The sequence below is a fragment of the Hyphomonas atlantica corrig. genome (genome assembly GCF_017795365.1).
GTDB classification, from domain to species: Bacteria; Pseudomonadota; Alphaproteobacteria; order Caulobacterales; family Hyphomonadaceae; genus Hyphomonas; species Hyphomonas atlantica.
In genome coordinates this window covers 729,219-754,059 of the sequence record NZ_CP051254.1, presented here as the reverse complement: position 1 = coordinate 754,059, position 24,841 = coordinate 729,219, and the positions used below count along the sequence as shown (strand labels likewise).

General features: G+C 60.8%; 28 protein-coding genes. 15 read left to right on the top strand and 13 right to left on the bottom strand.

Annotated features, from left to right (window positions below; all coding sequences use genetic code 11):
• Positions 1-485: 485 nt before the first annotated feature.
• Positions 486-1,160, bottom strand: coding sequence for a DUF1013 domain-containing protein (locus tag HF931_RS03830; RefSeq protein WP_035549028.1), 675 nt, complete (start codon positions 1,158-1,160; stop codon positions 486-488).
• Positions 1,161-1,294: 134 nt separating this feature from the next.
• Positions 1,295-2,272, bottom strand: a complete 978-nt coding sequence (locus tag HF931_RS03825) for an NAD(P)H-quinone oxidoreductase (protein ID WP_273241934.1) — start codon at positions 2,270-2,272, stop codon at positions 1,295-1,297.
• Positions 2,273-2,363: 91 nt separating this feature from the next.
• Here HF931_RS03825 and HF931_RS03820 point away from each other — a divergent pair, with 91 nt between their 5' ends.
• Positions 2,364-2,549 carry a DUF1192 domain-containing protein gene (locus tag HF931_RS03820; RefSeq protein ID WP_035549021.1) on the top strand — a complete coding sequence of 62 codons (186 nt, stop codon included), beginning with the start codon at positions 2,364-2,366 and terminating at the stop codon, positions 2,547-2,549.
• 62 nt (positions 2,550-2,611) lie between these two features.
• Positions 2,612-3,160 carry a DUF1465 family protein gene (locus HF931_RS03815; protein WP_035549018.1) on the top strand — a complete coding sequence of 183 codons (549 nt, stop codon included), beginning with the start codon at positions 2,612-2,614 and terminating at the stop codon, positions 3,158-3,160.
• Positions 3,161-3,220: 60 nt separating this feature from the next.
• Here the strand turns inward: HF931_RS03815 and HF931_RS03810 are convergent, their stop codons facing one another.
• On the bottom strand, positions 3,221-4,276 hold the full coding sequence (locus HF931_RS03810) for an acyltransferase family protein (RefSeq protein WP_273241932.1): 1,056 nt from the start codon (positions 4,274-4,276) through the stop codon (positions 3,221-3,223).
• Positions 4,277-4,332: 56 nt separating this feature from the next.
• Entirely contained in the window at positions 4,333-4,932 is a 600-nt protein-coding gene (locus HF931_RS03805; protein ID WP_035549015.1) for a TetR/AcrR family transcriptional regulator, read from the bottom strand.
• Between the two features lie 146 nt (positions 4,933-5,078).
• Here HF931_RS03805 and HF931_RS03800 point away from each other — a divergent pair, with 146 nt between their 5' ends.
• Positions 5,079-5,702 (top strand): carbonic anhydrase, encoded by a 624-nt coding sequence (locus HF931_RS03800; protein WP_273241931.1) that lies wholly within the window; start codon positions 5,079-5,081, stop codon positions 5,700-5,702.
• Between the two features lie 12 nt (positions 5,703-5,714).
• On the opposite strand, the gene HF931_RS03795 is transcribed toward HF931_RS03800, so the two are convergent.
• From HF931_RS03795 to ppa, 3 genes are read right to left on the bottom strand one after another with little or no spacing between them, the layout of a single operon-like run.
• Positions 5,715-6,338, bottom strand: coding sequence for a LysE family translocator (locus HF931_RS03795; RefSeq protein ID WP_273241930.1), 624 nt, complete (start codon positions 6,336-6,338; stop codon positions 5,715-5,717).
• Positions 6,339-7,505: a sialidase family protein gene (locus tag HF931_RS03790; protein WP_273241929.1), complete on the bottom strand. Its 1,167-nt coding sequence runs from the start codon at positions 7,503-7,505 to the stop codon at positions 6,339-6,341.
• A gap of 19 nt (positions 7,506-7,524) precedes the next feature.
• On the bottom strand, positions 7,525-8,061 hold the full coding sequence (gene ppa, locus HF931_RS03785) for an inorganic diphosphatase (protein WP_027839373.1): 537 nt from the start codon (positions 8,059-8,061) through the stop codon (positions 7,525-7,527).
• A 171-nt stretch (positions 8,062-8,232) separates the two neighbouring features.
• Here ppa and HF931_RS03780 point away from each other — a divergent pair, with 171 nt between their 5' ends.
• Complete coding sequence (locus tag HF931_RS03780; RefSeq protein WP_035549007.1) at positions 8,233-8,643, top strand: MAPEG family protein; 411 nt, start codon at positions 8,233-8,235, stop codon at positions 8,641-8,643.
• Between the two features lie 7 nt (positions 8,644-8,650).
• On the opposite strand, the gene HF931_RS03775 is transcribed toward HF931_RS03780, so the two are convergent.
• Both HF931_RS03775 and HF931_RS03770 read right to left on the bottom strand, forming a co-directional pair.
• Positions 8,651-9,265 (bottom strand): TIGR02466 family protein, encoded by a 615-nt coding sequence (locus HF931_RS03775; protein ID WP_273241928.1) that lies wholly within the window; start codon positions 9,263-9,265, stop codon positions 8,651-8,653.
• An 89-nt stretch (positions 9,266-9,354) separates the two neighbouring features.
• A complete protein-coding gene (locus HF931_RS03770) occupies positions 9,355-10,254 on the bottom strand; it encodes a class I SAM-dependent methyltransferase (protein ID WP_273241927.1) in 900 nt (299 codons plus the stop codon).
• A gap of 197 nt (positions 10,255-10,451) precedes the next feature.
• On the opposite strand from HF931_RS03770, the gene HF931_RS03765 reads away from it, so the two are divergent.
• The gene (locus HF931_RS03765) at positions 10,452-10,931 is read left to right on the top strand and encodes an Hsp20 family protein (protein WP_035548999.1); all 480 of its coding nucleotides are present in this window, start codon (positions 10,452-10,454) and stop codon (positions 10,929-10,931) included.
• A 73-nt stretch (positions 10,932-11,004) separates the two neighbouring features.
• Here the strand turns inward: HF931_RS03765 and HF931_RS03760 are convergent, their stop codons facing one another.
• Positions 11,005-12,039: a glutathione S-transferase family protein gene (locus tag HF931_RS03760; RefSeq protein WP_273241926.1), complete on the bottom strand. Its 1,035-nt coding sequence runs from the start codon at positions 12,037-12,039 to the stop codon at positions 11,005-11,007.
• Between the two features lie 92 nt (positions 12,040-12,131).
• Here HF931_RS03760 and HF931_RS03755 point away from each other — a divergent pair, with 92 nt between their 5' ends.
• Positions 12,132-13,181 (top strand): glycosyltransferase, encoded by a 1,050-nt coding sequence (locus HF931_RS03755; protein WP_273241925.1) that lies wholly within the window; start codon positions 12,132-12,134, stop codon positions 13,179-13,181.
• Here the strand turns inward: HF931_RS03755 and HF931_RS03750 are convergent, their stop codons facing one another.
• From HF931_RS03750 to HF931_RS03740, 3 genes are read right to left on the bottom strand one after another with little or no spacing between them, the layout of a single operon-like run.
• Complete coding sequence (locus HF931_RS03750; RefSeq protein ID WP_273014418.1) at positions 13,182-13,637, bottom strand: bifunctional diaminohydroxyphosphoribosylaminopyrimidine deaminase/5-amino-6-(5-phosphoribosylamino)uracil reductase RibD; 456 nt, start codon at positions 13,635-13,637, stop codon at positions 13,182-13,184.
• Positions 13,634-14,347, bottom strand: a complete 714-nt coding sequence (gene gpmA, locus HF931_RS03745) for a 2,3-diphosphoglycerate-dependent phosphoglycerate mutase (protein ID WP_035548992.1) — start codon at positions 14,345-14,347, stop codon at positions 13,634-13,636. The genes HF931_RS03750 and gpmA overlap by 4 nt, the downstream gene beginning before the upstream one ends.
• A 54-nt stretch (positions 14,348-14,401) precedes the next feature.
• Positions 14,402-15,544, bottom strand: coding sequence for an AGE family epimerase/isomerase (locus HF931_RS03740; protein ID WP_273241924.1), 1,143 nt, complete (start codon positions 15,542-15,544; stop codon positions 14,402-14,404).
• A gap of 132 nt (positions 15,545-15,676) precedes the next feature.
• Here HF931_RS03740 and HF931_RS03735 point away from each other — a divergent pair, with 132 nt between their 5' ends.
• The 9 genes from HF931_RS03735 (at position 15,677) to HF931_RS03695 (ending at position 24,826) form a co-directional block, all read left to right on the top strand.
• Positions 15,677-16,258 carry a hypothetical protein gene (locus HF931_RS03735; RefSeq protein ID WP_273241923.1) on the top strand — a complete coding sequence of 194 codons (582 nt, stop codon included), beginning with the start codon at positions 15,677-15,679 and terminating at the stop codon, positions 16,256-16,258.
• Positions 16,259-16,381: 123 nt separating this feature from the next.
• On the top strand, positions 16,382-18,562 hold the full coding sequence (locus tag HF931_RS03730) for a prolyl oligopeptidase family serine peptidase (RefSeq protein ID WP_273241922.1): 2,181 nt from the start codon (positions 16,382-16,384) through the stop codon (positions 18,560-18,562).
• An 88-nt stretch (positions 18,563-18,650) separates the two neighbouring features.
• A complete protein-coding gene (locus tag HF931_RS03725) occupies positions 18,651-19,253 on the top strand; it encodes a GNAT family N-acetyltransferase (protein ID WP_273241921.1) in 603 nt (200 codons plus the stop codon).
• Positions 19,254-19,445: 192 nt separating this feature from the next.
• On the top strand, positions 19,446-20,918 hold the full coding sequence (ffh, locus tag HF931_RS03720) for a signal recognition particle protein (protein WP_035549069.1): 1,473 nt from the start codon (positions 19,446-19,448) through the stop codon (positions 20,916-20,918).
• On the top strand, positions 20,915-21,232 hold the full coding sequence (locus tag HF931_RS03715) for a chorismate mutase (RefSeq protein ID WP_035548982.1): 318 nt from the start codon (positions 20,915-20,917) through the stop codon (positions 21,230-21,232). The genes ffh and HF931_RS03715 overlap by 4 nt, the downstream gene beginning before the upstream one ends.
• Before the next feature lie 41 nt (positions 21,233-21,273).
• Entirely contained in the window at positions 21,274-21,705 is a 432-nt protein-coding gene (gene rpsP / locus HF931_RS17145) for a 30S ribosomal protein S16 (protein ID WP_035548979.1), read from the top strand.
• A 155-nt stretch (positions 21,706-21,860) separates the two neighbouring features.
• The gene (locus HF931_RS03705; protein ID WP_273241920.1) at positions 21,861-22,526 is read left to right on the top strand and encodes a beta/gamma crystallin-related protein; all 666 of its coding nucleotides are present in this window, start codon (positions 21,861-21,863) and stop codon (positions 22,524-22,526) included.
• Between the two features lie 50 nt (positions 22,527-22,576).
• Positions 22,577-23,128 (top strand): ribosome maturation factor RimM, encoded by a 552-nt coding sequence (rimM, locus tag HF931_RS03700; protein WP_273241919.1) that lies wholly within the window; start codon positions 22,577-22,579, stop codon positions 23,126-23,128.
• A gap of 66 nt (positions 23,129-23,194) precedes the next feature.
• Positions 23,195-24,826: a beta/gamma crystallin-related protein gene (locus tag HF931_RS03695; RefSeq protein WP_273241918.1), complete on the top strand. Its 1,632-nt coding sequence runs from the start codon at positions 23,195-23,197 to the stop codon at positions 24,824-24,826.
• The last annotated feature ends 15 nt before the right edge of the window (positions 24,827-24,841 follow it).

The window sequence follows — 24,841 nt, the reverse complement described above, 5'->3', positions numbered from 1 at the left end:
TGACCTGCCTAGGGCCGTGCAGGACCGTACACCTCCCGCAAAGCCCATCCTGTCCCTGACCCCACAACCAGAACGGCACCTGATCCGGCTCCCGCAAGGGCAGGAGGTGAGTATGGGGTGGGAGGCTATCAGACGGATTGGGGGAGGTCACTTGCCGCCAAACACTGCCTCCCCGGCGTATGCCGGGGCCTCCCGCCGTTAGGGCGCAGAGCCCGCGCCCGTGCTTCGACTTCGCTCAGCATGAGCGCTCACAAAGTACAGCAAAGACCAGACTCATCCTGAGCGAAGTCGAAGGATGAACTGGCGAGAGACGAACTTTCAGGGATGAGCCCTGCTTTCGCAGGGGCCTGCGGGAGGAGAGGGCAAGCCCTAATCCACACACGTCGCCTTTCCGGCGAGGCAGACATGGACAGGGACAAGTTGCCCCCAATAAAAAAGGCCGGCTCAGTGGCCGGCCTTTATGGTTTGGGTCTGCCAGGCGGAGCCTAGCTGAAATTCTTGAAGATGTCGTCGGCGGACACATCGTCATTGGACGTGCTGTCGCTGTCGTCTGATTCATAGGCCGCGGCGTCATCCTGGGCCGGGGCGAGGCCGGGGCCTTCGAATTTCTCGGCTTTTTCCGCTTCCAGCTTGCGACGCTTGTCAGCGGACTTCGCGATCACTTCGTCCAGCTCGATTTGCGTGCACAGGCCCAGCGTCACCGGGTCAACCGGGCGGATATTGGCCGAATTCCAGTGGCTCTTGTCGCGCACATTGTTGATGGTCGACTTGGTAGTGCCGATCAGTTTGGAGATTTGCGCATCGGAGACTTCCGGGTGGTTACGAATGAACCAGGCCACGGCGTCCGGCTTGTCCTGACGGCGGATAACCGGCGTGTAGCGGCTGCCCTTGCGCTTTGGCTGTGGAATATGGGCGATCTTGGAGGCCGCTTTCTTCAGCGTATAGCCGTCATCTTCCTCACCGCGGCGGATTTCCTCGCGGGACAGCATGCCACCGGCGATCGGGTCCACGCCGCGCATGTTTTCGGCAACATCACCATCGGCGATGCCTTTGACTTCCAGATAGTGAAGGCCGCAGAACGCCGCGATCTGGTTGAAGGTGAGGCTGGTATTGTCGAGCAGCCAGACGGCCGTCGCCTTTGGCATCAGAATATCGGACATGGGGATCTCCCTGAATGAAATGGCCGCCAGAAATGCAGCCGCCCGACACATCGTGCCGGGCGGTCGGGTTCGGACGTGCCTTAAACCTTGGGATCCTTATAATGTCTTGTCCGACAAATTGAAAGCCGCATGGCTCACCAGACCAGCACAATCTTGCCGGAGTGGCCGCCTTTGGCCATCAGGGCTTGCGCGTCTTCGGCGTCTGCGACGGGAAAGGCCTGTTCCAGAACGGGCCGGATCTTGCCCGATACGACGTGTGGCCAGAAATCCTTCTCCACCGCGTCGCGGATGCGGCGCTTCTCGTCTACCGGTCGGGCGCGCAGCGTGGTGGCGGCGAGGGTGAGGCGCTTCATCAGGACCGGGGCGAAATTCAGTTCTGCAGTGAAGCCGTTCATATAAGCGATGTTGATGATGCGCCCGTCGGGTTTCGAAACCGAGATGTTCTTCTGGATATAGTCACCGCCGACCATGTCGAGCGTGACGTCGACGCCGCCATCTTCCTTGATGACCGTCTCGAAATCCTCGGTCTTGTAGTTGATCGCGCGGTCTGCGCCGAGTTCTTTCGCCAGCGTGCATTTCTCCTCTGATCCTGCGGTGGCGTAGATCTTGGAGGCGCCCGCCAGCCTGGCCATTTGCAGCGCCATGACACCGATGCCGCTGGTGCCGCCATGACAGAGGAATGCTTCGCCGGATTTGAGATTCACGCGGTCGAACACGTTGGCCCAGACCGTCATCAGCGCTTCCGGGAAACAGGCGGCGTTAACCATGTCCATGCCGTCTGGCACTGGGAAAAGCGAGCCTTCGTCCACGGCGGCATATTCTGCATAGCCGCCGCCGGCAAGCAGGGCAGCGACGCGGTCGCCGGTCTTGAAGCGGCTGACGCCTTCGCCGATCTCGACAATCGTGCCGGTGATTTCGAGGCCCATGATCGGAGAGGCGCCCTTGGGGGGCGGATAGGCGCCGCGGCGCTGGACGAGATCGGCGCGGTTCAGCCCGGAGGCCGCCACTTTCACCAGCACCTCGCCAGAATTCAGCGCGGGCTTTTCAAAGTCTCCGAGGGTCAGGGGCTGTCCGTCTTCGGCAATCACCGCCTTCATCATGTCTGTCGCCATTGTCGTGTGTTTCCTTCCTGAATCGAGAGTCGCATCGGGTCAGCGTTTCTGCTTTGATATGGCCTGTAGCACGAATTGGAGGACGCGCCCCATGGCCGCATTTGATGAAGAGCCGATCCTCGTCAACACGCCCCAGACGCTGGAGCAGATGTCGGTGCAGGAATTGCATGACCGCATCGAGACGCTGAAAGCAGGCATTGCGGCCTGTGAAGCAGAGATCGAGAAGAAGAAGGCTCAGAAATCTGCAGCGGATGCCCTGTTCGGGGGCGGCGATTAAGTGGGCGGAAAGACTGGATTGATAAAGTCCAAATTTCCGGCCAGCGAATAGGGGTAGGATTCATGGCGGTAGATACGTCTCGAGACGACCAATCGGGTTCCAAGGATGCGTTCACCGGCGGAAAGCTGTTCGATACGGTTTTCGCGCGGGGCATGGCGCTTGTCGAGGAAACCGCGACCTATCTGGATGGCCCTGGACGTGAAGCAGCCAAAACGCTGCCACGCGAGCCCGGCCTGACCTATTCGGCCTGGAGCATGGAGCTGACGACGCGCCTGATGCAGGCGGCGAGCTGGCTGGTCATGCAGAAAGCGGTTCGCGACGGTGAAATGCGCCGCGAAGAGGCAGCGGCCCGCAAATACCGGATTTCCCGCGAAGAACCTGCGCTGGACGCGGCCGCCCAGCAGGGGCTGGGCATGCCGGAGCGCTTCCTGGACCTGGTCACCCGCTCAGAGGCGCTGTTCGAACAGATCTGCCGTCTGGACGATGCGCTATATGGGCAGTCGATGGCGGCTGAGATACCAAATCCGGTGATCGACCAGATCAATCAGCTTCAGCGCGCGGCAGAGAACGGGGCGTTTGATCCCCTGATGGTCTGGCATCGCGCCAAGTAAGACCCGGCAGGGCCTACCGACTGGTATGCCCCTGTGCGCTACGAGTACTTCCCAATCAGATCAGACTTCTTCGGCCGTGTCGTAGGACTGGCCGATCAACTGTCCGCGCGGTGCATCTGCGCCCTTGAGGCGGAAGCGCTTCGGACGCCGGTAAAGTACCTTGAGCGGTGTGCTGCGCAGCAGGCCATACAGGGCAAGCGGGCCGGTTATACCGGCAATGGCAATGGCGAGACTGGTCAGACCGGGCTCTGGCGCAAAGCTGCTGGCGCTCAGGAAGCCCTGCGCGAGCGCGAGGGGCACGAAATAGCCCGTATAGATCACAAGATGGTTGCGCCCCATATGATGCAGCACCTGAAGGCGTTCTGACTGCGCCAGCAATACGCCCAGCGCGATGAGGGAAACAGTACCGGCCAGTCCGAGGATCAGGCTGATCACGGGCAGGGTGGCCGTGCCCTGAATGACGAGCGTGGTGTTGATGGCAGCCCAGATTGCGATGGCCGAGCTGACGTCCGACGTGCGCTTGTGCAGGCGCGTTGCGAACTGTCGCATCAGGCCCGCGCCCTGATAGCCAGCAAAGAAGAACACGAAATATTGCGCGAAGCCGTCGATCAGGAGCGCGCCGGTCTGAACCAGTCCGGCAGCATGTGCGATTTGCAGCAATGCCGCGATCAACAGGATTCTCGATGGTTTCAGCAGTCTCACCAACCATGTGACGAGACCGAACATGGCCAGAAGTGGCAGTATCCACAGTCCGGCAACGGGTTGCACCAATCCAGGGGCGAGGCTTTCCAGAAGGCCAGAGCCTTGCGGGCCTGCGCCGATGATATGGAGCGCCACGGTCTGCAAAACCATCCAGACCAGATAGAAGTAGACGAATCTGAGCACTTTCCGGTCGAAAAAGGTCGATTTCGAACCGAACAGCGTACGCGGCAGGTGCATGCCAGCGATTGCGAACAATACTGGCAGGGCAATAGGAACCGACCACGCCCCTACGAGATGAGCCCAGTTTGTGCCGCCGGAGAGGGGAGCGATGGCCAGGACGGATTGCGTTACCACAAACAGGGCAATGCAGAGGCCGGTCGAATAATCGACCCATTTCGAGGGCGTATTGGACATGTGATGTTTCCAATCTGTTTGGAAACATCACTGCAATTCTCGCGCCATCAGGGAATTCAGCTTGCGGCGTAGACTTTCAGGAAGCCAGCTGCTTGCGCGCTGCAAAAGCCTTCGCGGACGGGCGCTTTCATCACCATGATGCGATGCCAGAGCGGCCCGAGCATCTCTTCAATCGCCTCATCAAGGTCGAATTCGCGACGAATCACGCGTTTTCCGGCCAATTCCGCCAACAGCATGCGCATTGGCATACGGATGTCGCGGTTCATCCAGGCGCGCCACAGCTCACCCGCATCCTTGTCGTCCGCAGCAGCAGAGAGCGCGACGCGCAAGACGGCATGGCCCGCGCCAGTGCGGGCGGCGGCTTCCAAGGGCACGATCAGTGCCGTGATCCGCTCCTGCGGGTCGCGTCCTCCGTCCGGGCTGTCCGGGATCAACGCAAGGCAGGCATCGACACACATGGCCCCGATGGAGGGCCACCATTTGTAGATGGTCTGTTTGGAGGCACTCGCCCGTTTGGCCACGGCGTCGACGCTGAACCCCCGCCAGCCATTCTCGGCCATTTCTGTGCGGGTTGCGTCCAGAATGGCGGCCTTGGACGCTTCGCTGCGCGTCGGCCCCTTCCGGGAAGACTTTCTGGTCTCCGTAGGCGTGGGCATGAACAACTCCAGATTTGTGGGACGCTGTGATTTCTACAGCCTTAAGACCGCAAACATAAGGGCGAAGTGGTAAACAAACTTCCGATTTCTCTTGCCGCTTAGACAATATGCACTAGTCAATGCATCGATTGTACAGGAGGTGATTCATGAAATCGGTTGAAGAACTACTCGAAGGATATCGTCGCTTTCGTCGTGGAACATATTCCGAGCAGGCTGCCCTCTATCGGGAACTTGGCGAGGGGCAGAGCCCAAGCTTCATGATGATTGCGTGCGCCGACAGCCGCGCAGATCCATCCGACATTTTCAATGCCGCCCCAGGGCAATTGTTCGTTGTGCGCAACGTTGCCAATCTCGTGCCGCCCTATCAACCGGATGGCGGCTTGCACGGTGTCAGCGCTGCGCTGGAATATGCGGTCAATGTTCTGAAGGTGGAGCATGTGGTGGTCATGGGGCATGGCGGATGCGGCGGTGTGGCAGCGTCGCTGGCCGGGGAGGGGACACCGGAAATCGGTGAGTTTGTGACGCCTTGGGTCCGACTTTTGAAAGATGCCCGGGATCGCGTTGTCGATAGCGGCTCGGTGAACCCGCAATTCGCGCTGGAACTGGAAGGCATCGAATCCTCGATCCAGAATTTGATGTCGTTCCCGTTCGTGAAGCGCGCTGTTGAGGCCGGAGAGTTGGAACTGCACGGCGCCTGGTTTGCCATCAAGCATGGTGAACTTCACTGGCGAAACGCCCAAACGGGCCGATTCGAAGTGATTCAGCCCTGATTCGATGTGTCGTCAGGTGTTCGTGGTCATGATGGCGGCGAACAGGGCTGAGACGAGCATGGCCAGCGCGGCGAGCCGATTGAACCATTGCGTGAAAGCGGGTGACTGGAACTTGCGGTTCATCGCGTCCGCCAGCCACGCATAGAAGGCGAGCCCGAACATTTCAGTGACGGTTACGGTGGCCATGATCAACAAGGCCTGTGGCACAACCGGCCGGTCGGCATCGAAATAGCTGGGCAACAACAGCCCGAAGAAGACGAGCGCGTTCGGATTCAGCAATTGCAGGCCAACGCCGCGACCAAACAGGTTGGATTTTGCCGGCGCCTGATCTGCGCGGGCGCGGGGTCGGTGCGGGTCTGCGGTGGCCATCGTCCAGGCGAGCCAGGCGATGAAGCAGATACCCGCCAGTTTCAGCACCAACAAAACCAGCGGCGCTTGCGCAGCAAATGCGGCAATTCCCGTCGCGGCCAGCGCGATCCAGACAAGATTGGCGGCTGACACGCCCGCGGCAGGGATCAATGCGGTTGGCGCGCCATAGCGCAGCGATGCGCTCATCACCATCATGACAGCCGGGCCGGGGGTAAGGCCGCCCGCGAAGAACAGCGCCATCAACGCGAACCAGACTGACAGATCCATTCAGCGCGCCTCCAGCGCGGATAGGGGAATGCGGGTCAGGTCGACGTCTTCCTTGTTGGCCGTATAGGCAATGAAGAGGTAATCGCTTGCGACCCAGCTTTTTGGGTAGTGGTAGCCCGGCCGCTTGTAGAGGCCCTCAGTGCGCAGGGGCTGCAGATCATCTGCGCCGCGCAGCAGAAAGGCGCGGTCGAATATGTGGCCATCTTCTGACAGCGACAGGACGAGGGGAATGCGCAATTTGTCGTCATTCGGCGCGTGAACAAGAAACGCGGTGCCGTCCGGCAAATTGCCTGCACTCTGTTTCGTGCGCGCATCGGGCATGGCTGTCAGCTGCGGACGACTCCAACTCTTTCCACGGTCACAGCTTTCCGATGCCAGTTGGCGAAAGCTTGAGGCCTGATCGCGGAAAACCATGACAAGACAGTCGCCGCGCTGGAACAGGCTGGGCTCCAGTTCCCGGCTCATGGGCGGGTCTGAGGGAAGGTTCTCGAACGCGCCTGCCTGCCATCCCGTCAATCCAAGCGGATCGTCTGTATAAAAGGGCCGCGCGCGAATGCCGGGGCGGACATGAAACGCCGTGTGCAGGCGGCCATCATACAGGTGCGGATCCTGCTCGATGACGCCATTTACCGGTGTACCATCCGCGCCGAGCACGGGGCGTGGCTCGGTCCAGGTTTCGCCGTTCTGGCTGAGGCGATAGGCGGTGTAGCCGCCTGTGCGTTTGTGGAAACCTTCCGGCCAGACATTGAGGAAGGCAACGAGCGTTTCGCCATCGGTCCACCATCCGCCGCTGGAGCGGGTTTCCTCGTCGTCAGATGGTGCGGTCAGGGGGCGCGGCGTGCTCCAATGATCGCCATTATCGGCACTGATTGAATAGGCAACCCACGTGTCCGGGGCGTCTTCATCGCGGGCCGAGCTCTGCCATTGAACGAAAACGCGCCCCTTGAAGGCAATGGGCACGGCGCCATTGCTGAACTGGTCAGTTCCGGGTCTTGGCCTGAAGACGGTGATCGTCTCTGCGCCGGGCAGGGGAGACAGGCCGAGATCGGGCGCTGAGGCGTCAAATAGATCGGCCGCCGGTGCATGGAGCGCCGACGGCCGGTCTTGTAATTGCGTGCAGGCAAAAAGCGGCAGGATCAGGCAAAGTGCGAACAGGCGTTCAAGCATTTGCATCCCGCCGCTGCGATCAGGCGCCTTCTTCCTGGCCGCGCTTCACGGCAGCTTCGATCAACTCGCGAGCCTTCTCGATGCCATACCAGCCTTCGATCCGGGTCCACTTGCCTTTTTCGAGGTCCTTGTAGTGCTCGAAGAAGTGGGCGGTCTTGTCGATCAGCGTCTGTGGCAGGTCGTGATAGGTCGCGATCTTGTCATAGTAAGACGTCAGCTTGTTGTGTGGCACGGCGAGGATCTTCTCATCCGGGCCCTTGTCGTCTGTCATCATGAGGACGCCAACCGGGCGGGCGCGCACGACGGAACCCGGCACAAGCGGGCGGTTGCCGACAACCATCACGTCGATCGGGTCGCCATCCAGGCTCAGCGTGTGCGGGACGAACCCGTAATTACAGGGGTAGCGCATCTCGGTATAGAGATAGCGATCCACGAACATTGCGCCGGAATCCTTGTCGATCTCGTATTTGATCGGGTCGCCGCCGAGCGGGACCTCGATGAGCACGTTGATGTCGTCCGGCGGGTTGTTACCGGTTTTGATTTTGGAAAGGTCCATAAGACGGCTCGCATCTGGCTGGAAGGTTGAAATACGGTGTCGGGTGGCGATGACGCCTCAAACCGATTGCGTCAAGAGCAGCAATGACGCGAAAGGGTTAAGCAGGTTTTGTGCCTGAATGCTTCCCACTAGCCCAAATGGGGTTACTCTCCCGCTTGGGAGGTACTCCAAATGCATTCAATCCTTATCCTGTGCAGCGCAGCGCTGGTCATCCTGACCCTGTTGCTGGGCTTTTGGGTTTCGATCACGCGGGGACGCACGAAAACCATCGCCTATGGAGCAGCGACAGACCCGACCGGGCCGATGATGAAAGCCGAGCGGGCGCATGGAAATGCCGCCGAATATGCCGCGCTTCTGATCGGGCTTTTTGTGGTGACCGGCTTTGCCTATGCGGGGCGCGATCTCGGGCTCACCGTCACCGGCCTGGTGGTGCTCATCACCCTGTCGCGCATTCTGCACGCGCTCGGTTTCCTGGTCTGCGCAACGCTGGAAAAGCCGCATCCGTTGAAAGCGTTGGGCGCGCTTGTCACCTATGTTGGCGGGCTGGCGCTGGCGATCATGGTGATCGGAAAAGCGCTGTAACCGCCGGTCAGGCCCGCTTCAGGGCGTAGTTGAAGCTGATCGAAACACGCGGTTCCTCCCCCATATTGGGAGGGACTTCGTGGCGCAGCCAGCTTTCCCACATGATTGCCTGTCCGGCTTCGGGCGCCAGATAGACGAAGCGCTGGCGGTCTTCGGGGACATCATCGCGCAATTGTGGCGCCGTCATCATGCGCGAGAGGCGCGGATCTTCCAGTTTCAACCGCGCCGCCCCGTCCGGAATCGCGACATAGAACGTGCCAGAAATCACGCTGCCGGGGTGGATGTGGTTCGAATGCCCGAAATCGGGCTCAAGAATGTTCACCCATATCGCGTCCAGCTGCAGGGACAGACCGGCCATGTCCCAGAGCAATTCCTCGGCGAATGATGCGGCCATCGGGTCCAGCAGTGCTTTCAGCTCAGCAAACTCCGGAAACCTCTCTGGCAGATCGTCCAGCGAAGCATAGGAGGTGTAGCCGCCATAGCCCTGTTTCTCGCACCACTCATTGCCGGCCTGATCATCCTCTGCCAGCACCCAGCAAACATGTTCCAGGCGCGTCGCAAGGTCTGCGTCGCCGAGAGACTCGGTGCGGATCAGGGTCGGGAAGAGGGATCGTGTCGTCATGACGCGCACCTTTAGGCGGCGCAGGGGCCAAAAGAAAGAGCCCGCCACCCCGGAAAGGGCAGCGGGCTCTGTCGTGTGTGTTCGTCGCCCTATTCGGCGGGTTTCACGAATTTCAGGGTCATGCGGTCGCTTTCACCGACGGCGGCATAGGCCTCTGCATCAAAGTCTTCCGGCGTGTTGCCTTCACGGTCAGATGTCGCGCTGACCGGGGGCAGGGTCCACACGCCAAACGGGTGATCAGCCGTATCGGCCGGATTGGCGTTGATCTCGCTGGACGCGGAAAATTCAAATCCGGCCGCTTCTGCGAGTGATTTCACATAGTCTTCGTGGACATAGCCGGACGCACCGGTCGGGTCCTGTGTATCGGTGGAGGGCAGGCGGTGCTCGACCACACCCAACACGCCGCCCGGCTTCAGGGCCGCATAGGCGTCGGTGAAGAATTTGTCGGTGTAGCCGCCGCCCATCCAATTGTGCAGATTGCGGAAGGTCAGCACGACATCGGCTGTGCCTTCTTCGGTCAGCGGGCCGCTTTCGGCGGAAAAGGCGCTGTATTCAATCGTACCGAATTTCGGGTCTTCATAATTTGCCTTGAATTCTGCGAGGCGTTCCGCGATGCGGGCGCGGCGGTCTTCATCGCCCACATTCGGATCGAAATAAGCCGCGACCAGCGTGCCATTCCCGCTCGCCAGATACGGCGCGAGGATGTTGGTGTACCAGCCACCGCCCGGCCACAGCTCGACCACTTTGTCATCGGCCTCCACGCCGAAGAATTCCAGCGTTTCCTTTGGATTGCGCCAGGCATCGCGGGCCTTTTCCTCGTCGCTGCGATGCGCGCCAGCGATGGCGGCCTCAAGCGGTGTGGTCTCTGTCGCGGTCGTCTCGACCGGCGGTGTGGCAGGCTGCGCTGTTTCTGTTGCAGGGGCGTCAGGCTGGCCACAGGCGGCCAGAACCAGCGCGGACAGGGCGAAAATCGGGGTGATTGGCTTCACAGGGTCTCTCCTAAACAGGCCTCTTGAACCTCTTCTTAGGCTACCCACATAGTCTGTGTCACGATGCCGACAATCGGGTCGTGACCGGTTTCTGTGCCAACGCCGAATTCGGGTTGGACTGTCGCAGGTGCCGAATATCCATCCGGGCGCTCCCCGAAAGGGTGGCCCGCAGTTGCTTGAACCAGAGGACTGAACCTATGAGCAATATCGACCTTACCCCCCTTTACCGCACAGTTGTCGGCTTTGACCGTCTTGCCAGCATGATCGATCAGGCATCCCGGCTCGACGGCTCGCAGGGTTATCCGCCGTACAATATCGAGCGCGTTGACGACAATGCCTTCGCCATCGAGATCGCGGTCGCCGGCTTCACCGAAGACGACCTCGAAATCGAAACCAAGGAAGGCCTGCTGACCGTTGCCGGCAAACGCGGCGAGAGCGAAGACGGCGAAGGCCGTAATTATCTCCATCGCGGCATTGCCCAGCGCAGCTTCATTCGCCGGTACCAGCTGGCAGACCATGTCATCGTGACCGGTGCAAACCTCCAGCACGGCGTTCTGCGCATCGACCTGATCCGCGAACTGCCGGAAGAGAAGAAGCCCCGCAAGATCGAGATCGGCGCGCCTGCAAAGAGCGAACCGAAACTGATCGGCAAGAAAGCCTCCAGCAACGCCGCCTAAGCGTGGTCATTGCGTGAAACAGAAACGGCGCGTCCATATGGGCGCGCCGTTTTTTCTTGGATGGGGCCCCGGCCTAACCGAAAAAGCGCGCGCAGCCTGCGTCTTTCAGGAAAGTCTTCAGCGCTTCGTCTTCCATCGCAGAGCCCAGCGCCTTGCGGACGGAATCATATGCAGCGGCGGCGTAGTTTTGTGTCGACTGTTCGAACGTGCCACCTTCCACAGAGGCTGACACATCCTTGTCGCCGCGCTCGGCCGCTTTTGAATTGGCTTTCGCCCAGGGCAGGTAGGTCTTGCAAAGCTCGTCTGCGAAGATAGGCGCCAGCGTCGGTGCGAGCGCTTCAAGCGAGGCAAACGGCGCGCCCGGCTTTGGATCTTCCATATTCTCGATCCAGGCGACGATAAACGGGGCGTGTTCGGTCAGCCATTTGGCAGGGGTCTTGTCCATCATCATCTGCTGGAATTGCGCGTAGAGCGCAAAGTCTGCCGCAGACGGACGACCACCGAAAATGTAGAGATGTTCTTTCAAATGAGCGTTCAGCAGCGTTGAGAAGCGCTCGAACGAGGCTTTGAGAATGTCCGCATTGCTTTCATTTGCGCCGACCAGCTTCAGCCGGTCTGCCATACGTTCGGCAATCTGGTCGCGGGCTTTCTTGTAAGCGCGGGGGCGCTTGCCGCCATAAAGCTGGACCAGCACGCGCAGAGCGGCATCTTCGCGGTCAGGCTTCTGACCCCAGCGTTCCAGGAACATGGTCTTGTTCAGCCACTCATCCGCATAGTCTTCCAGCAGCAGGGCCAGCATGGAGGTCGCAACCTCATCCGGCACGGCGCTTGGTTCTGGATGGTCTGCCTCAAGGCCCGAAATGATCGCCGTGGAGTCCTGATTGGCCGGGCGCGTAGGAGAGATCAGCAAGGGTACGGTCGCAACCTGTGCCAGTGCCTGGAACTCTTCCTCATTCTCGCGCGAGCGCGCCACCCAGTCGAAGTCCACATTCTTGTAACGCAGGAAGGCGCGGACTTTCTGGGAGTAGGGCGAGGTATCGGCGCCAAAGAGGCGGTAGTCGGACATGATCATGCGGCTTTCATTGTGTTCGGCCCTGTCTGTAGGCATTTCATCCCCCACTGCCAAGGAGCGTTTGCCGCAGCTTGTGATAATGGGTATGCGCTCAGGCAGGTAATGGTTCAGTTTGAAAGGAACGGCAGATGCGGATCATGCACGTGATGGCGGGCGCGAAAGAGGGCGGCGCGGAGAACATCATGCTGGAATCCGTGCTGGCACTGGCGGAAGCCGGGCTGACTCAGCATGTCGTGACACGGCCGGATAACCAGTTCCGCGTGCAGAAATTTCGTGAAGCCGGTATTGGCGTCGATGTGGCCGCTTTCAACAATACCTGGCCTTTCCCGACGCGCCGCGTGATCGGCGATGCGATCAAGGCGTTCAAGCCGGATGTGATCGAATACTGGATGGGCCGCGCCGGGCAGTTCGCGCCGAAGGAATATCGCAGCCGGTCGATCGGCTGGTATGGCGGCTATTACAAGCTCGCCCGTTTCGTGAATTGTGAATGGCATGTCGGCCTGACGATTGATCTGCTGCGCCATATCCGCGAGCAGGGCGTGCCGGATGACCGGTCTGCCATCATTCACACCTATGCCGATTTCGAAGGCGCAGATCCGGCAAGCCGCGCGGCGCTGGATACGCCAGAGGACGCACCTGTCGCCCTCGCACTGGCCCGCCTGCACGAGAAGAAGGGCCTCGACACGCTGCTGGACGCCACGGCCAAGGTGCCGGGCCTGTATGTCTGGATCGCGGGCGACGGGCCGATCGAAGCAGAGCTGAAGGCCCAGTGCACCAAGCTTGGCCTGGATGACCGTGTGCGCTTTCTTGGATGGCGGAATGATCGCGGCGCGCTGCTCGCTGCCTGTGATGTGGTGGCCTTCCCCTCACGCTATGAACCGTTCGGTACGGTGACGGTAGATGCCTGGGCCGCGTCTCGTCCCCTGGTGGCGGCGGACGCCGTTGGTCCGGCGGCCTATGTGAAGGATGAAGTGAACGGGTTGCTGATTCCGAAGAATGATGTCGACGCGCTGGCCAACGCGCTCAGCCGCGTCATCTCTGACAAGGCGCTTGCGGCAAAACTGGTCGAAGGGGGCCGTGCGTCCTACGAGCAGCAATTCAACAAGGCCGCGTTCCAGCGGGATTCGGTTGCGTTCTATGAAAAGATCATCGCGCACGCCGGACCCTTCGGCGGCTGATCAGAGGATGCTTTCGAAGAATTTCCGGTAGAGTCGCTGGCTCTCGCGCTGGCCCAGCCCGATTTGCACCTGAATGCCCGCGTCGCGCAGGGCCCGAATCCCGCCATTGGCGACCGGGTGCGGATCCTCAATGGCGCACACAACGCGCGCAATGCCGGCTTCCATCAGTTTTACAGAGCAGGATTTGTTGCCCTGTGAGCGCGACCGGCAGGGCTCCAGCGTGACATAGGCGGTGCCGCCATGTGCACGCGCCCCGGCTTCATCCAGCGCGATTTCTTCGGCATGGGGCCGTCCGCCAAGACCGGTGACGCCAGCGCCGACAATGTGGCCTTCACGGTCAAGAATGATACAGCCGACCGACGGGTTTACCCCCGTCAGGCCCTGATTGAGCCGGGCAAGGGCGTGGGCCCGTCCCATCATGCGACGGTCGCGACGACGGGACGGGCGCAGGCTCATGGAAGTTCAGGCAGCGGCTTGCCGCGATCTGCATCCAGATAGCGAACGGAGATTGGCTTGAGATTGTCATCCAGCTCAATGTAGAGCGGGTTACCGGTCGGTATCTCAATCCCGGTGATGGACTCATCGGCGACATCGAACAAATGCTTCACCAGAGCGCGGAGCGAATTACCGTGCGCGGCGATGACAACATCCGTGCCGGACTTCAGGACTGGCGTGATCGCCTCTTCCCAATAGGGCAGGACGCGTTCCAGCGTCAGCTTCAGGCTTTCGGTGTTCGGAATGTCGATGCCCTTGTAGCGCGGGTCGCTGGCCAGATCGAACTCGCTGCCGGCTTCCAGGGGTGGGGGCGGGATGTCGTAGGACCGGCGCCAGATATGGACTTGGTCGTCGCCATGCTTTGCGGCGGTCTCAGCCTTGTCGAGCCCTGTCAGGCCGCCATAGTGGCGCTCATTCAGGCGCCAATGCTTGGTCACGGGCAGCCACACACGGCCCATTTCCGTCAGCGCCAGCCACAATGTGCGAATGGCGCGGGTCTGGACGCTGGTGAAGGCGGCGCGGAAATCTGCGTCGCACGCTTTCAGCAATTCACCGGATTTCTTTGCTTCCGCTTCGCCCTTCTCGGTCAGGTCGGCATCCCACCAACCCGTGAAACGGTTCTGCAAATTCCATTCGGACTGGCCATGACGGACGAGCGCGAGTTTGGGCATGAAAACTTCCTTCTGATCGGTTTCCGGCCCTTTTCACGGCAAAACCGGTCAGTTTCAAGCGTTCATCACGCGTATCAGCTCTGAAAATGCGCGGACCACGTCATGCCCTGTCGCGGCGGGCATCGAGTTGGAGATGATATGGCCATCACCATCATAGGCATCGATCCAGCCGCCTTCAGGCGTCAGGTGTTCGTCCATCAGGATGTCGAAGCTGGTGCAGGCGGCTGCGGCAACGGCGTCGTCATCCGTCATCTCAAGCATGGTGAGGTGGGCTCTCAGGGCTTCGGTCTGCGCGCTTGTCTGCCGGCCGGAATCCTGTGCCCCGCCGTCACGGCTGACCTGTTTCAAGGTGCGGCCCTCTTCGTCCAGCGTACCGGTGGCGAAACTGTAGAGGCGTCCGGCAATGGGGGCCATCGGTTCAGATTGCGCGCTCGCAAATGCGCCCAGCAACCAGACCCATTGGAATTGGTGAGACGGCTCAACCAACCGGGCCGGGTCGCCTTCTGGCGCACTCCAGTCCGGGCCGAATTCCTCGCCGAGCAGGCCGCTAGGCCCAGCGGTGAATTTCTCGTGAAACAGAGTGACCAGATCGGATGCGCGGGCCAGATGATCGCCTTCCGGGTCGGCGCGGTGCAGGGCCAGGCATGCCTCCAGCAGCCGCATGTGTGGCGCCTGTTGGCGTTTGGCCATCATGGGCAGCATTTCGGCATAGCCGCCATTGGTGCGATCTTTCATCCGTCGGTCGAGCGAATCCAGCAGCGCGCGGACAGACGCAATCACGCCGCTGCCATCTTCGAGCATCTCACTCGACAGGGCGAGCGCATGCAGACTGGCGGCGAGGTCTCCAAGATACGGCGTCTGGTCGGAAAGTGCGCTGGCGTCTGCAAGCAGGGTGCGCCCGATCAGGCCATCGTCGCGTCGCGCCAGACCGCTGAGCGTCCGCACACCGTCTTCGACCAGATTCCTCGCCGTATCGGGTTTCCAGCCAAGACGCCCGGCTTGTGCGAATACGGAAGTCTGGCGCGCCTGCGTACTGATGAGAACTGTGTCGCCAGCTAGAGGTGTGTGATCCAGCGAGAGGGCGTCAACAAACAGGCCGCTCTCGTTCAGGCCGCGTTCGCTCCAGAGCGGGAAACATGCGTCGAACAGCCAGTGGCGGGCTTCTTTCGCCCGGCGTCGCAATGCCGATTTCGACATGGAACTCGCCCCCGTTTATTTCATGCAAAGCAGCGTCAACGGCTCGCCAAACCGCCCGGCTTCCTGCTAACAGGAGTGCTTGTCCGTGGCTAGCGGTGTACGCGGCCCAACTGTGAAAGAGTGCCCTGCTTGATGAAAGATCGGATCTTTTTTCCTCTGGCCTTGTTGCTTCTGGTCGGAATGGTGCTGCTCGCCATCTGGCCTGCCTTTGGTCGCCTGCCGGATGGATCGGTGACAGGAGACGGGGTCAATTACGACCGGATCACGATCGAAGGCGCCTTCCTGAACAAGGTTGTCGCTGGTGGCGATGCCACGACGGAACTCGTGCGAGACGGAGATGGCGATTATCTGCTCTTTATAGAGGCTCAGGCCGGCATGCTCGGGCCAGAGCCGGAAGAGGGCCCACATTTTCAGCTGGCCAGCGATCTGGAAGTGCAATTTTCCGGCCGCCGCATTCGCAGCACGGTTCGCATGCGTCCGGCAGACCAGCGCGGCGCGATGCAGGCCAAGCTGATCTATTCCGTCGGGCGGGATGGCGATTCCGGCTGGCAGACATTCGATCTGGAGCCGGAATTCCAGGATTTCAGCTTTGAGTACATTGTGCCGGATCACATCGGCGACCAGGCGTTTGATTACTTCGCCATCCGTCCGGTTGTGCCGGAGAAAACCCGTGCCTTGCTGGTGGAAAGCATTGTCTTCGAGCGTCTTGATTAGGGCGTATCTGCGCGCCGTTTGGTCGCGGTGAAGGAAATTTCTGTCTCGATAGGGTGATCGCTGGAAAATTCGTTCATCTGTTACATCTATTGCAGCAGACCTCATCCCCTGTTCGGAGACATCATGCGTACCTATCTGGCTGCAATCAGCATCCTGGCCTTTGCGGCCTGTGAAACCCAAACCCCATCGGAGACTTCCTTGGCAGATTCCACACCATCTTCGCAGGCCTCCGAGGCGGCGGCCCAAGACCCTTATCTCTGGATGGAAGAGGTTGAAGGGGAGGAGGCGCTGGCCTGGGTCACTCAGCAAAATGATCGGTCGCTTGCCACGCTGGAAGCCGATCCGGCCTATGCCGAAAACGAGGCGGCCGCGATCGAGGCGCTGACCTCGGCAGAACGCATTCCCTACGGATCTATCCGTGACGGGATGGTCTACAATTTCTGGCAGGATGACACAAATGTGCGCGGCCTGTGGCGGCGCACGACGCTGGACAGTTACGCCAGCGATGCACCGGACTGGGAGACCGTTCTCGATTTCGACAAGCTGGCCGAAGAGGAAGACAAGAACTGGGTCTTCAAGGGCGCAGACTGTTTCCGTCCGAAAGGCAGCGATGAAGGCTGCAAATGCATGGTGTCGCTGTCGAATGGCGGCAAGGACGCCATCATCCGCCGCGAGTTTGACCTGACCACGAAGACCTTCATTGAAGATGGCTTTGTCACACCCGAAGCCAAGCAGGGCGGAGCCTGGGCGGGTCCTGATACGCTATTGATCGCGACCGATTGGGGCGAGGGCACGCTGACTGATTCCGGGTATCCCTTCATCGTCAAGCGTTGGCAGCGCGGGACAGATCTGGACACAGCAGAAGAACTGATCCGTGGCGAGACGGATGATGTGGGCGTGTGGCCCATGACGCTGGAGCTTGAAGATGGCCGTGTCCTGCAAGGCGCCTCACAGGCAGACACCTTCTTCACGACGCGCTATTGGTGGTTCCCGGAAAACGAGAGCGACCCGGTTCAAATCCCTGTTCCGGCCAAGGCGTCCCTGTACGGTGTATATCAGGGTCAGTTGCTTGTGACGTTGCAGGAAGACTGGGTGCCTGAGGGGCAGGAGGCGACGTTCAAATCTGGCGACCTGGTCGCGTTCGATCTTGATACATTCCTCGAGTCGCGGGCTTTGCCGCGTGTGTCACTTGTCTTCCATCCGAGCGAAACACAGGCCCTTGAAGGCGTATCTGTCGCCAAGGGCGCGCTTCTGCTGGGGGTCAGCGATACGGCGGTTGGCAAGGTGATGCGCGCCGAGGCGGGCGCCGATGGCTGGACATTGTCTGCAGTCGAACTGCCGGGCGCGGGGCAGGCAAGCATCGCGTTCGCCAGCGACGAGGAAGAAACAGTCTTCATCAATTACGAAGACTTCCTGACGCCAGACTCACTGCTGTCCTATAATGCGACGACGGGAGATGTCGTCACGCTGAAAAGCCTGCCGCCGAAGTTCGATGCCAGCGACCTGAAGGTGACGCAGCATTTTGCGACGTCGAAGGATGGCACAAAGGTCCCGTACTTCCTTGTCAGCAAGAAAGACATGCCGCTGGACGGCAGCACTCCGACGCTGCTCTATGCCTATGGCGGTTTTCAGGTGTCGATGAACCCATCCTATAGCCCGGTGGCCGGACGGCTCTGGCTGGAGAAAGGCGGGGCTTATGTACTGGCCAATATTCGTGGCGGCGGCGAGTTCGGTCCGGCCTGGCACCAGGCGGGCCTGAAGCAGAACCGCCAGCGCATCTATGATGACTTCATTTCTGTCGGGGAAGACCTGGTGGCGCGCGGCGTTACGTCTCCTGAGCATCTCGGCATCATGGGTGGCTCGAATGGCGGCTTGCTTATGGGCGTTATGCTGAACCAGCGCCCGGATCTCTGGAATGCCGTTGTCGTTCAGGTGCCACTGCTGGACATGATGAGGTATCACCTGCTGCTGGCGGGCGCCTCCTGGGTAGATGAGTATGGGTCGCCGGACATTCCGGAAGAGCGTGCCTTCCTTGAGACGATTTCACCCTACCAGAATTTTGACGCGTCCAAGGATTACCCGGTGCCGTTCTTTGTGACCTCCACCAAGGACGATCGTGTGCATCCGGGGCATGCACGCAAGATGGCGGCGAAATTCGAAGCGGCCGGGCTGCCCTTTTTCTACTATGAGAATATCGATGGGGGGCATTCGGCTGCGGCGAACCAGAAGGCACGGGCAAAACGGTCTGCGTTGGAGTTCACCTATCTGGCGCGTCAACTGTTCGACAGCGAAGAATCCCAATAAATTCCAAATTGGAACTGGGTTTTGAGTGCCGAAATAGAACTTTATAGGCCCGGTATGGTTTTTCTTGCCATGCCGGGCCTTCGCCCTAATGATCCAGATTATGAACCTCTCCAACCCGGCCCCGGAGAATGATGTGGTTCGCCTGGAGATTCTCACGGCGGAGCACAAGCCGACTGTGCTGGCGACCGAAGTGGCTGAATCCATGTGGGAATGGATGCCCGTCATGCCCACTGGAACCAGCCTGGAAGCCTATATGGATCACAGCCTGGACCTTAAGGGCACGGACTCGTTCTATCCCTTCTACGTGGTGGACAAGGCGACCGGGGAGTTTGCCGGCCTCGCCGCGTTCGAGCGGGTCTCGCGGACGCATCGCCGGCTGGAAATCGGCTTTGTCTGGCATCCTGAAAACTATCGCGGCACGGCCGTTGTGCCCGCAACTCAACTGGCATTGCTGGAGCGCGCACAGGAGGCGCGGTTTCGCCGGATCTCCTATTTCGTGCCGGAACGGAATGAGCGCGCCATTCGCTCCTTCACCAAGATCGGCGCCCAACGCGAAGGACTGATCCGCAATTATATGCGCACCGCTGGCGGCAGCTGGGCCAATATGGTCGTTCTCAGCCTGGTGGGGGAAGAGATCAAGGCGGCGATCAGCGTTTTGCGGGACAGGGTCCGGGCGCTGCAACTCGCTTGACGCGGCGCCCCCCGCATGCTTTAGGCGCGCGAACATCTGCGCAAATTCTGAAAAGCGCGCTTTGACTGATCCCGTGAGGTCAGCGAGGCCCCCCGCCCGGCGAAGTGTCGCTCAGCGGGGCACTTCTGCTTTGTGCAATGGAATTGATCGCCTATGTCAGGCTCTCTGGCAGACGGCAAAGGAGCGACAAAGATGTTCGACACGCTGAGCGAACGCCTTGGTGGAATTTTCGACGGCCTGACCGGCCGCGGTGCACTGTCTGAAAAGGACGTGAACGCGGCGCTGCGCGAAATCCGTGTTGCCCTTCTGGAGGCTGATGTCGCGCTTCCTGTCGTGAAGGACTTCATCGATGGCGTGCGCAATCGCGCGGTCGGTGAGGAAGTCATCCGCTCTGTGAAGCCCGGCCAGCAGGTCATCAAGATCGTCTATGACGCGCTGGTCGACATGCTCGGCGGCGAAGAAGCCGACACCAGCCTGCGCATCGACAGCCCGCCAGCCATCATCATGATGGCGGGTCTTCAGGGTTCCGGTAAGACGACGACGACCGGCAAGCTGGCCAAGCGCCTGTCGGAGAAAGACCGCAAGCGCGTCCTGCTCGCCTCGCTCGACACGCGCCGCCCGGCAGCGATGGAACAGCTGGCCATCCTGGCTGACCAGTGTAACGAGAATGTCAGCGCGCTGCCGATCATCGAAGGCCAGCTGCCTGCAGACATTGCCCGCCGCGCGCTGAACGCCGCGAAGATCTCCGGCTATGACGTCCTCATCCTCGACACCGCCGGTCGGACGACGATCGACGAGCAGATGATGAATGAAGTGGCGGAGATCGCGGATATCGCGACCCCGTCTGAAACACTTCTGGTGGCCGATGCGCTGACCGGTCAGGATGCTGTGGAAACTGCCAGCCGTTTCCATGCCCGCCTGCCGCTGACAGGACTTGTCCTGACGCGGATGGATGGTGATGGCCGCGGCGGTGCGGCGCTTTCCATGCGCGCCGTCACCGGCCTGCCGATCAAGTTCATGGGCGTTGGCGAAAAGCTGGACGGGCTGGACGCCTTCGATGCCAAGCGTGTTGCTGGCCGCATTCTGGGGCAGGGGGACATCGTCTCCCTGGTCGAAAAAGCCGCCGAGCAGATGGACGCCGAAAAGGCCGAGCGCATGGCGGAGAAACTCCGCAAGGGCGAGTTCGACCTTGAAGACATGGCGGAGCAGTTCCGCCAGATGCAGCGCATGGGCGGCCTTGGCGGCCTGATGGGCATGTTGCCTGGCGCCCGCAAGGCGAAGGCCGCAATGGAATCCGCCAATCTGGACGACAATGTACTGAAGCGTCAGGAAGCGATCATCCTGTCCATGACGCGCGCAGAGCGTCGCAAGCCTGCCATCCTAAATGCATCGCGCCGTAAACGGATTGCTGCGGGTGCAGGCGTCACCGTGCAAGAGGTCAACAAGGTGCTGAAGATGCACCAGCAGATGGCCGGCATGATGAAGAAGATGCGCACCAAGGGTGGCATGAAGAACATGATGAACATGGCGCAGGCCGCAGGCGTGTCGCCAGCTGACCTTGCCAAGATGGGCGGCGCTGGTGGCAGCCTGCCGGGCCTTGGCGGCGGCGGATTGCCGCCCGGCATGGGCGGACTGCCGGGACTCGGCGGAGGGAAGAAGAAATGAACACTGACACGACCGACGCACTTGCCCTGCTGCAGCTGACCAAGTTGCGCTCCAGCATCGACAATCTGGATGCGATTATCATCCATACCCTGGCAGAGCGCTTCAAGGCGACCCAGGAGGTCGGCAAGCTGAAAGCCGTCCACAATATGCCGCCTGCGGACAAAGACCGCGAGGCAAAACAGATTGATCGCCTGCGCCGACTGGCACAGGAGAGCGGGCTTGATCCGGCATTCGCCGAAAAGCTCTTGAATTTCATCGTGGCGGAAGTGATCCGCCATCATGAGCAAATTCGCGGTCTCGAGACCGACGATTAGACTACGAACCCCGAGACGCCAGACTTACAGGAGATACACTCATGGCCCTCAAGATCCGACTCGCCCGTGGCGGGTCCAAGAAACGCCCTTTCTATTCCGTTGTCATCGCAGATGCCCGCGCCCCCCGCGACGGTCGCTTCGTTGAGAAAATCGGTTCCTATGATCCGCGCCTTCCGAAAGATTCCGAAGCCCGCGTTCAGATCGACGCCGAGAAAGCTTCCGAATGGCTGCGCAAAGGCGCTCAGCCGACGGAGCGTGTTGCACGCTTCCTGTCCCAGATCGAAGTTGACGGCAAGCCACTCGTAGAGTGGAAGCATGGCAACAACCCGAACAAGGGTGAGCCAGGCAAAAAAGCGAAAGAGCGCGCAGAAGAGAAAGCTCAGAAAGCGGCCGACGCTGCTGAAGCTGCTGCTGCCGCAGAAGAAGCCCCGGCTGCTGAAGAAGCGCCGGCTGAGGAAGCGGCTTCGGAATAAGACTGGCTTTCCAGTCTCGGGATATGGCCGGTGCCCCTTGCGGGTGCCGGCCTTTTTCGTGTGCGCAGCAAAGACTGAACGAAAGACAACAGGGAACCAGATCGGCGTTCAGATCGTGTCTTCTAAAACGAGCCTGACTCGAAAGGAGACCCGACATGCTGAAGACACCATTTTCCAAAAGCCTTCCCCTGGCCATGCTTGGCGTGGCGGCGTTTGCCCTTCCGGCCAGCGCGGACTGGGGCAGGTATCAAGATGCCTCTTATCGCGGCGGCGGAGGCGGGGTGATCCTGCATGCCGATGCGCGCTTCTCCGGCGCGGGCGTGCGTATCAATGGCGCAGAGCCAGACCTGTCGCGCCTGCGCTTCAATGACCGGGCCTCTTCCATCACGCTCCGCTCCGGCGCGTGGGAGCTGTGTACCGATGCCAATTTTCGGGGCCGGTGCGAAATCGTGGATTCATCCACCGCGCGCCTGAATGCGTACCGGCTGAACGATAATGTCTCTTCCCTGCGTCCCGTTTACTATCGCGGGGATCGCGGCAAGGGCCATCGGGGCAGACGGGGTGGCGAACTCGTCCTGTTCCAGGATTCGGCCCAGCGCGGCCAGGCCATCGAGATAAGCCATGATGTGGCAGACCTCAGCCAGTATCGCTTCAATGACCGCGCGAGTTCATTCCTGATCACGGGTGGCACGTGGCAGGTCTGCGAACATGCGAACTTCCGGGGGCGTTGCGAAGTCCTCCAGGCCGGGGCAGGCGACCTGAAACCGATCCGGATGAATGACAACATCTCGTCCATCCGGGCCTATCGCGGCTGGCGCTAGAACGGCGCTTGACCGCTTGCACTCCTCATCCCGCCCGCTAGAGAGGCGGGATGAGCGAAACTTCCAATCCTGACCGGCTGATCGTTGTGGGCGTCGTCAAGGGCGCGCATGGCGTGCGCGGCGATGTGCGCGTGAAGAGTTTCACCGCAGACCCGGATGATGTGTTCACCTATGGCGCGCTGGTGGATGAGGGCGGAAAGCCCGTGCTGACGCCAGTTTCGGCGCGCCCGGGCAAGGACCATTTCATCGTCCGCCCGAAAGAGCAGAAACAGAAGGAAGACTGGGACGGCCTGCGCGGTACGCTGCTGCACGTGCCCCGCGCGCAATTGCCGGACACCGAAGACGACGAATTCTACATCGAAGACCTGGTTGGCCTGAAGGTCTATTCCGGGGGCAGCGAGCCTGCAGGCCGCGTGAAGGCCGTACAGAATTTCGGCGCAGACGATCTGCTTGAAGTTCGCCTCTCCGTCGGAGGCGACACTGTGCTCGTGCCGTTCACGCTGGCAGATGTGCCGACGGTCGACCTGGCGGCGGGCCGTGTTGTTATCCCCACCCTTGAAGATTGGGCAGCCCCGGCAGAAGAGGGCGACCGCGCCGACTGATCCATGTTGCCGCTTGTTCAGGCTGGCTCTGTCATAAAGACTGCGAGACGAATGAGGGACATGCCCATGCTTGCCAGTCTGATACGCCTTGGCGCGACCTTAGCCATCCCGCTCGCTGTCGCGGGAACGGCTGCTGCGCAATACGAGACGGACCCCCAGCCAGCCGGGCTGATGCTGTTCACGGGCGAGGATTTCCGCGGAGAGGTCCGCGAAGTGTTCGAGCCGGTATCGACCCTTCACGACTATTACTTCAATGACCGGGCGCAATCTGTGGCCGTGCTGTCCGGCGCGTGGGAGCTCTGCGAGCATAGCGACTTCACGGGGCGCTGTGTGTTCATTCGCGGCGATGTGCAGGATCTGGGCTGGTATGGCCTTGATGGCGAGCTGACGTCGGTCCGTCCGATCTATGAATACACTGAGGCCGAGCATGGCCTGATGTTCAATCGCGACCGGTCCGGATACATCCGCTATGCCGACAATGCGCGCTATGGCTATGATGATTACAGCTATGGCTACGGCAGCAGCACGCGGGTCAGCGTGTATCACTATGGCTATTCCCCGCATTATCGCAGCTATGGCTACTATAATCCGGGGCTTGGTCACGGTCCCTATGGCTTTGGCTGGACGCGGTATGGTGCCAATCCGAATTATGGTCGCCACCGTCATTACAAGACCCGGCACAAGCCGCTGAAAGGTCATTATGGCGCGCGCAATGGCGCTGTGACGCTGTACACGGATTCCTATGAACGCGGCGCGTCGCTTGGTCTGAACAAGGGCATTTCCGATCTCAGCCGCTATCGCTTCAACGACAATGTGTCGTCGCTGCGTATCAATTCCGGCAAATGGGAAGTGTGCGAACACGCCAATTTCCGGGGCCGGTGCCAGATCGTCGACGCATCGACTTCTCGCCTGAATGGCCTGCGCCTGAACGACAATATCTCCTCCATCCGGCCGGTGGGCGACGTTCCGCGCGGCGATCGGGGAGGGCGGGGCGACCGTCCTGGTGATGGCCGCCATGATGGCCGGAACGGTCGTGGAGATGGTGACCGCGGGGATCGCGGTGGCCGTCGCGGTGGAAATGTTCAGGCTGTCACTCCGTCAGGGCCCAATGCTCTGGCAGGCGGGCCGAATGGTGCCGGGAAAACGCCTGTTCGCCGTCCGCACAATGCTGCGCCGGTGCGTGCGCCTCAGAAGGCAAATATTGGCTCGCCGCAGCGCCCCCGACCGAATGTGCGCGCCGTCCAGCCAGACCGCCGCGACATCCAGCGACAGGATACGAACCGTGCGCGACAAAACGCGACGCCTCGGCGACAGATTACGACACCGCGCACACGGGTCGAGACAGAGCGACGCCCGACGACAACGCCGCGGCAGCCACAACGCGTAGACATGGGCCAGCGTCCAAAAGCGCTTCAGAATGCCCAGCCACGCCGTCAGGAACGCCAGCGCGTCCAGCAGCAAAGCCGCCCGCGTCCCCAACAACGACAACAGGTTCGCCAGCCAGCAGTGCAACAGACCCGACCTCAGCGCCAGGCCAGACCTCAGGTCCAGCGCCAGCCGCAACGTGCCGCACCGCAACAGCGTTCACAGCCTCGGCCGCAGCCCAAGCCCCAGCCGCGCCCGCAGCAACAGCAGCGCTCGAACAATATGCCCAAAGCCCTCCGCAATCGCGGCGGCGGTGAGGTTCACAAGAACTAGAGTTAGGCGGTCAGG

Coding starts and splice junctions, on each gene's coding strand:
- HF931_RS03715 (WP_035548982.1), top strand. CDS start 20,915: ATGAACACTGACACGACCGACGCACTTGCCCTGCTGCAGCTGACCAAG.
- ffh (WP_035549069.1), top strand. CDS start 19,446: ATGTTCGACACGCTGAGCGAACGCCTTGGTGGAATTTTCGACGGCCTG.
- rimM (WP_273241919.1), top strand. CDS start 22,577: ATGAGCGAAACTTCCAATCCTGACCGGCTGATCGTTGTGGGCGTCGTC.
- HF931_RS03830 (WP_035549028.1), bottom strand. CDS start 1,160: ATGTCCGATATTCTGATGCCAAAGGCGACGGCCGTCTGGCTGCTCGAC.
- HF931_RS03765 (WP_035548999.1), top strand. CDS start 10,452: ATGAGCAATATCGACCTTACCCCCCTTTACCGCACAGTTGTCGGCTTT.
- HF931_RS03800 (WP_273241931.1), top strand. CDS start 5,079: ATGAAATCGGTTGAAGAACTACTCGAAGGATATCGTCGCTTTCGTCGT.
- HF931_RS03750 (WP_273014418.1), bottom strand. CDS start 13,637: ATGAGCCTGCGCCCGTCCCGTCGTCGCGACCGTCGCATGATGGGACGG.
- HF931_RS03825 (WP_273241934.1), bottom strand. CDS start 2,272: ATGGCGACAGACATGATGAAGGCGGTGATTGCCGAAGACGGACAGCCC.
- HF931_RS03795 (WP_273241930.1), bottom strand. CDS start 6,338: ATGGATCTGTCAGTCTGGTTCGCGTTGATGGCGCTGTTCTTCGCGGGC.
- gpmA (WP_035548992.1), bottom strand. CDS start 14,347: ATGCCCAAACTCGCGCTCGTCCGTCATGGCCAGTCCGAATGGAATTTG.
- HF931_RS03810 (WP_273241932.1), bottom strand. CDS start 4,276: ATGTCCAATACGCCCTCGAAATGGGTCGATTATTCGACCGGCCTCTGC.
- HF931_RS03740 (WP_273241924.1), bottom strand. CDS start 15,544: ATGTCGAAATCGGCATTGCGACGCCGGGCGAAAGAAGCCCGCCACTGG.
- rpsP (WP_035548979.1), top strand. CDS start 21,274: ATGGCCCTCAAGATCCGACTCGCCCGTGGCGGGTCCAAGAAACGCCCT.
- HF931_RS03780 (WP_035549007.1), top strand. CDS start 8,233: ATGCATTCAATCCTTATCCTGTGCAGCGCAGCGCTGGTCATCCTGACC.
- HF931_RS03790 (WP_273241929.1), bottom strand. CDS start 7,505: ATGCTTGAACGCCTGTTCGCACTTTGCCTGATCCTGCCGCTTTTTGCC.
- HF931_RS03755 (WP_273241925.1), top strand. CDS start 12,132: ATGCGGATCATGCACGTGATGGCGGGCGCGAAAGAGGGCGGCGCGGAG.
- HF931_RS03760 (WP_273241926.1), bottom strand. CDS start 12,039: ATGCCTACAGACAGGGCCGAACACAATGAAAGCCGCATGATCATGTCC.
- HF931_RS03735 (WP_273241923.1), top strand. CDS start 15,677: ATGAAAGATCGGATCTTTTTTCCTCTGGCCTTGTTGCTTCTGGTCGGA.
- HF931_RS03805 (WP_035549015.1), bottom strand. CDS start 4,932: ATGCCCACGCCTACGGAGACCAGAAAGTCTTCCCGGAAGGGGCCGACG.
- HF931_RS03775 (WP_273241928.1), bottom strand. CDS start 9,265: ATGACGACACGATCCCTCTTCCCGACCCTGATCCGCACCGAGTCTCTC.
- HF931_RS03705 (WP_273241920.1), top strand. CDS start 21,861: ATGCTGAAGACACCATTTTCCAAAAGCCTTCCCCTGGCCATGCTTGGC.
- HF931_RS03820 (WP_035549021.1), top strand. CDS start 2,364: ATGGCCGCATTTGATGAAGAGCCGATCCTCGTCAACACGCCCCAGACG.
- HF931_RS03815 (WP_035549018.1), top strand. CDS start 2,612: ATGGCGGTAGATACGTCTCGAGACGACCAATCGGGTTCCAAGGATGCG.
- ppa (WP_027839373.1), bottom strand. CDS start 8,061: ATGGACCTTTCCAAAATCAAAACCGGTAACAACCCGCCGGACGACATC.
- HF931_RS03730 (WP_273241922.1), top strand. CDS start 16,382: ATGCGTACCTATCTGGCTGCAATCAGCATCCTGGCCTTTGCGGCCTGT.
- HF931_RS03725 (WP_273241921.1), top strand. CDS start 18,651: ATGATCCAGATTATGAACCTCTCCAACCCGGCCCCGGAGAATGATGTG.
- HF931_RS03695 (WP_273241918.1), top strand. CDS start 23,195: ATGCTTGCCAGTCTGATACGCCTTGGCGCGACCTTAGCCATCCCGCTC.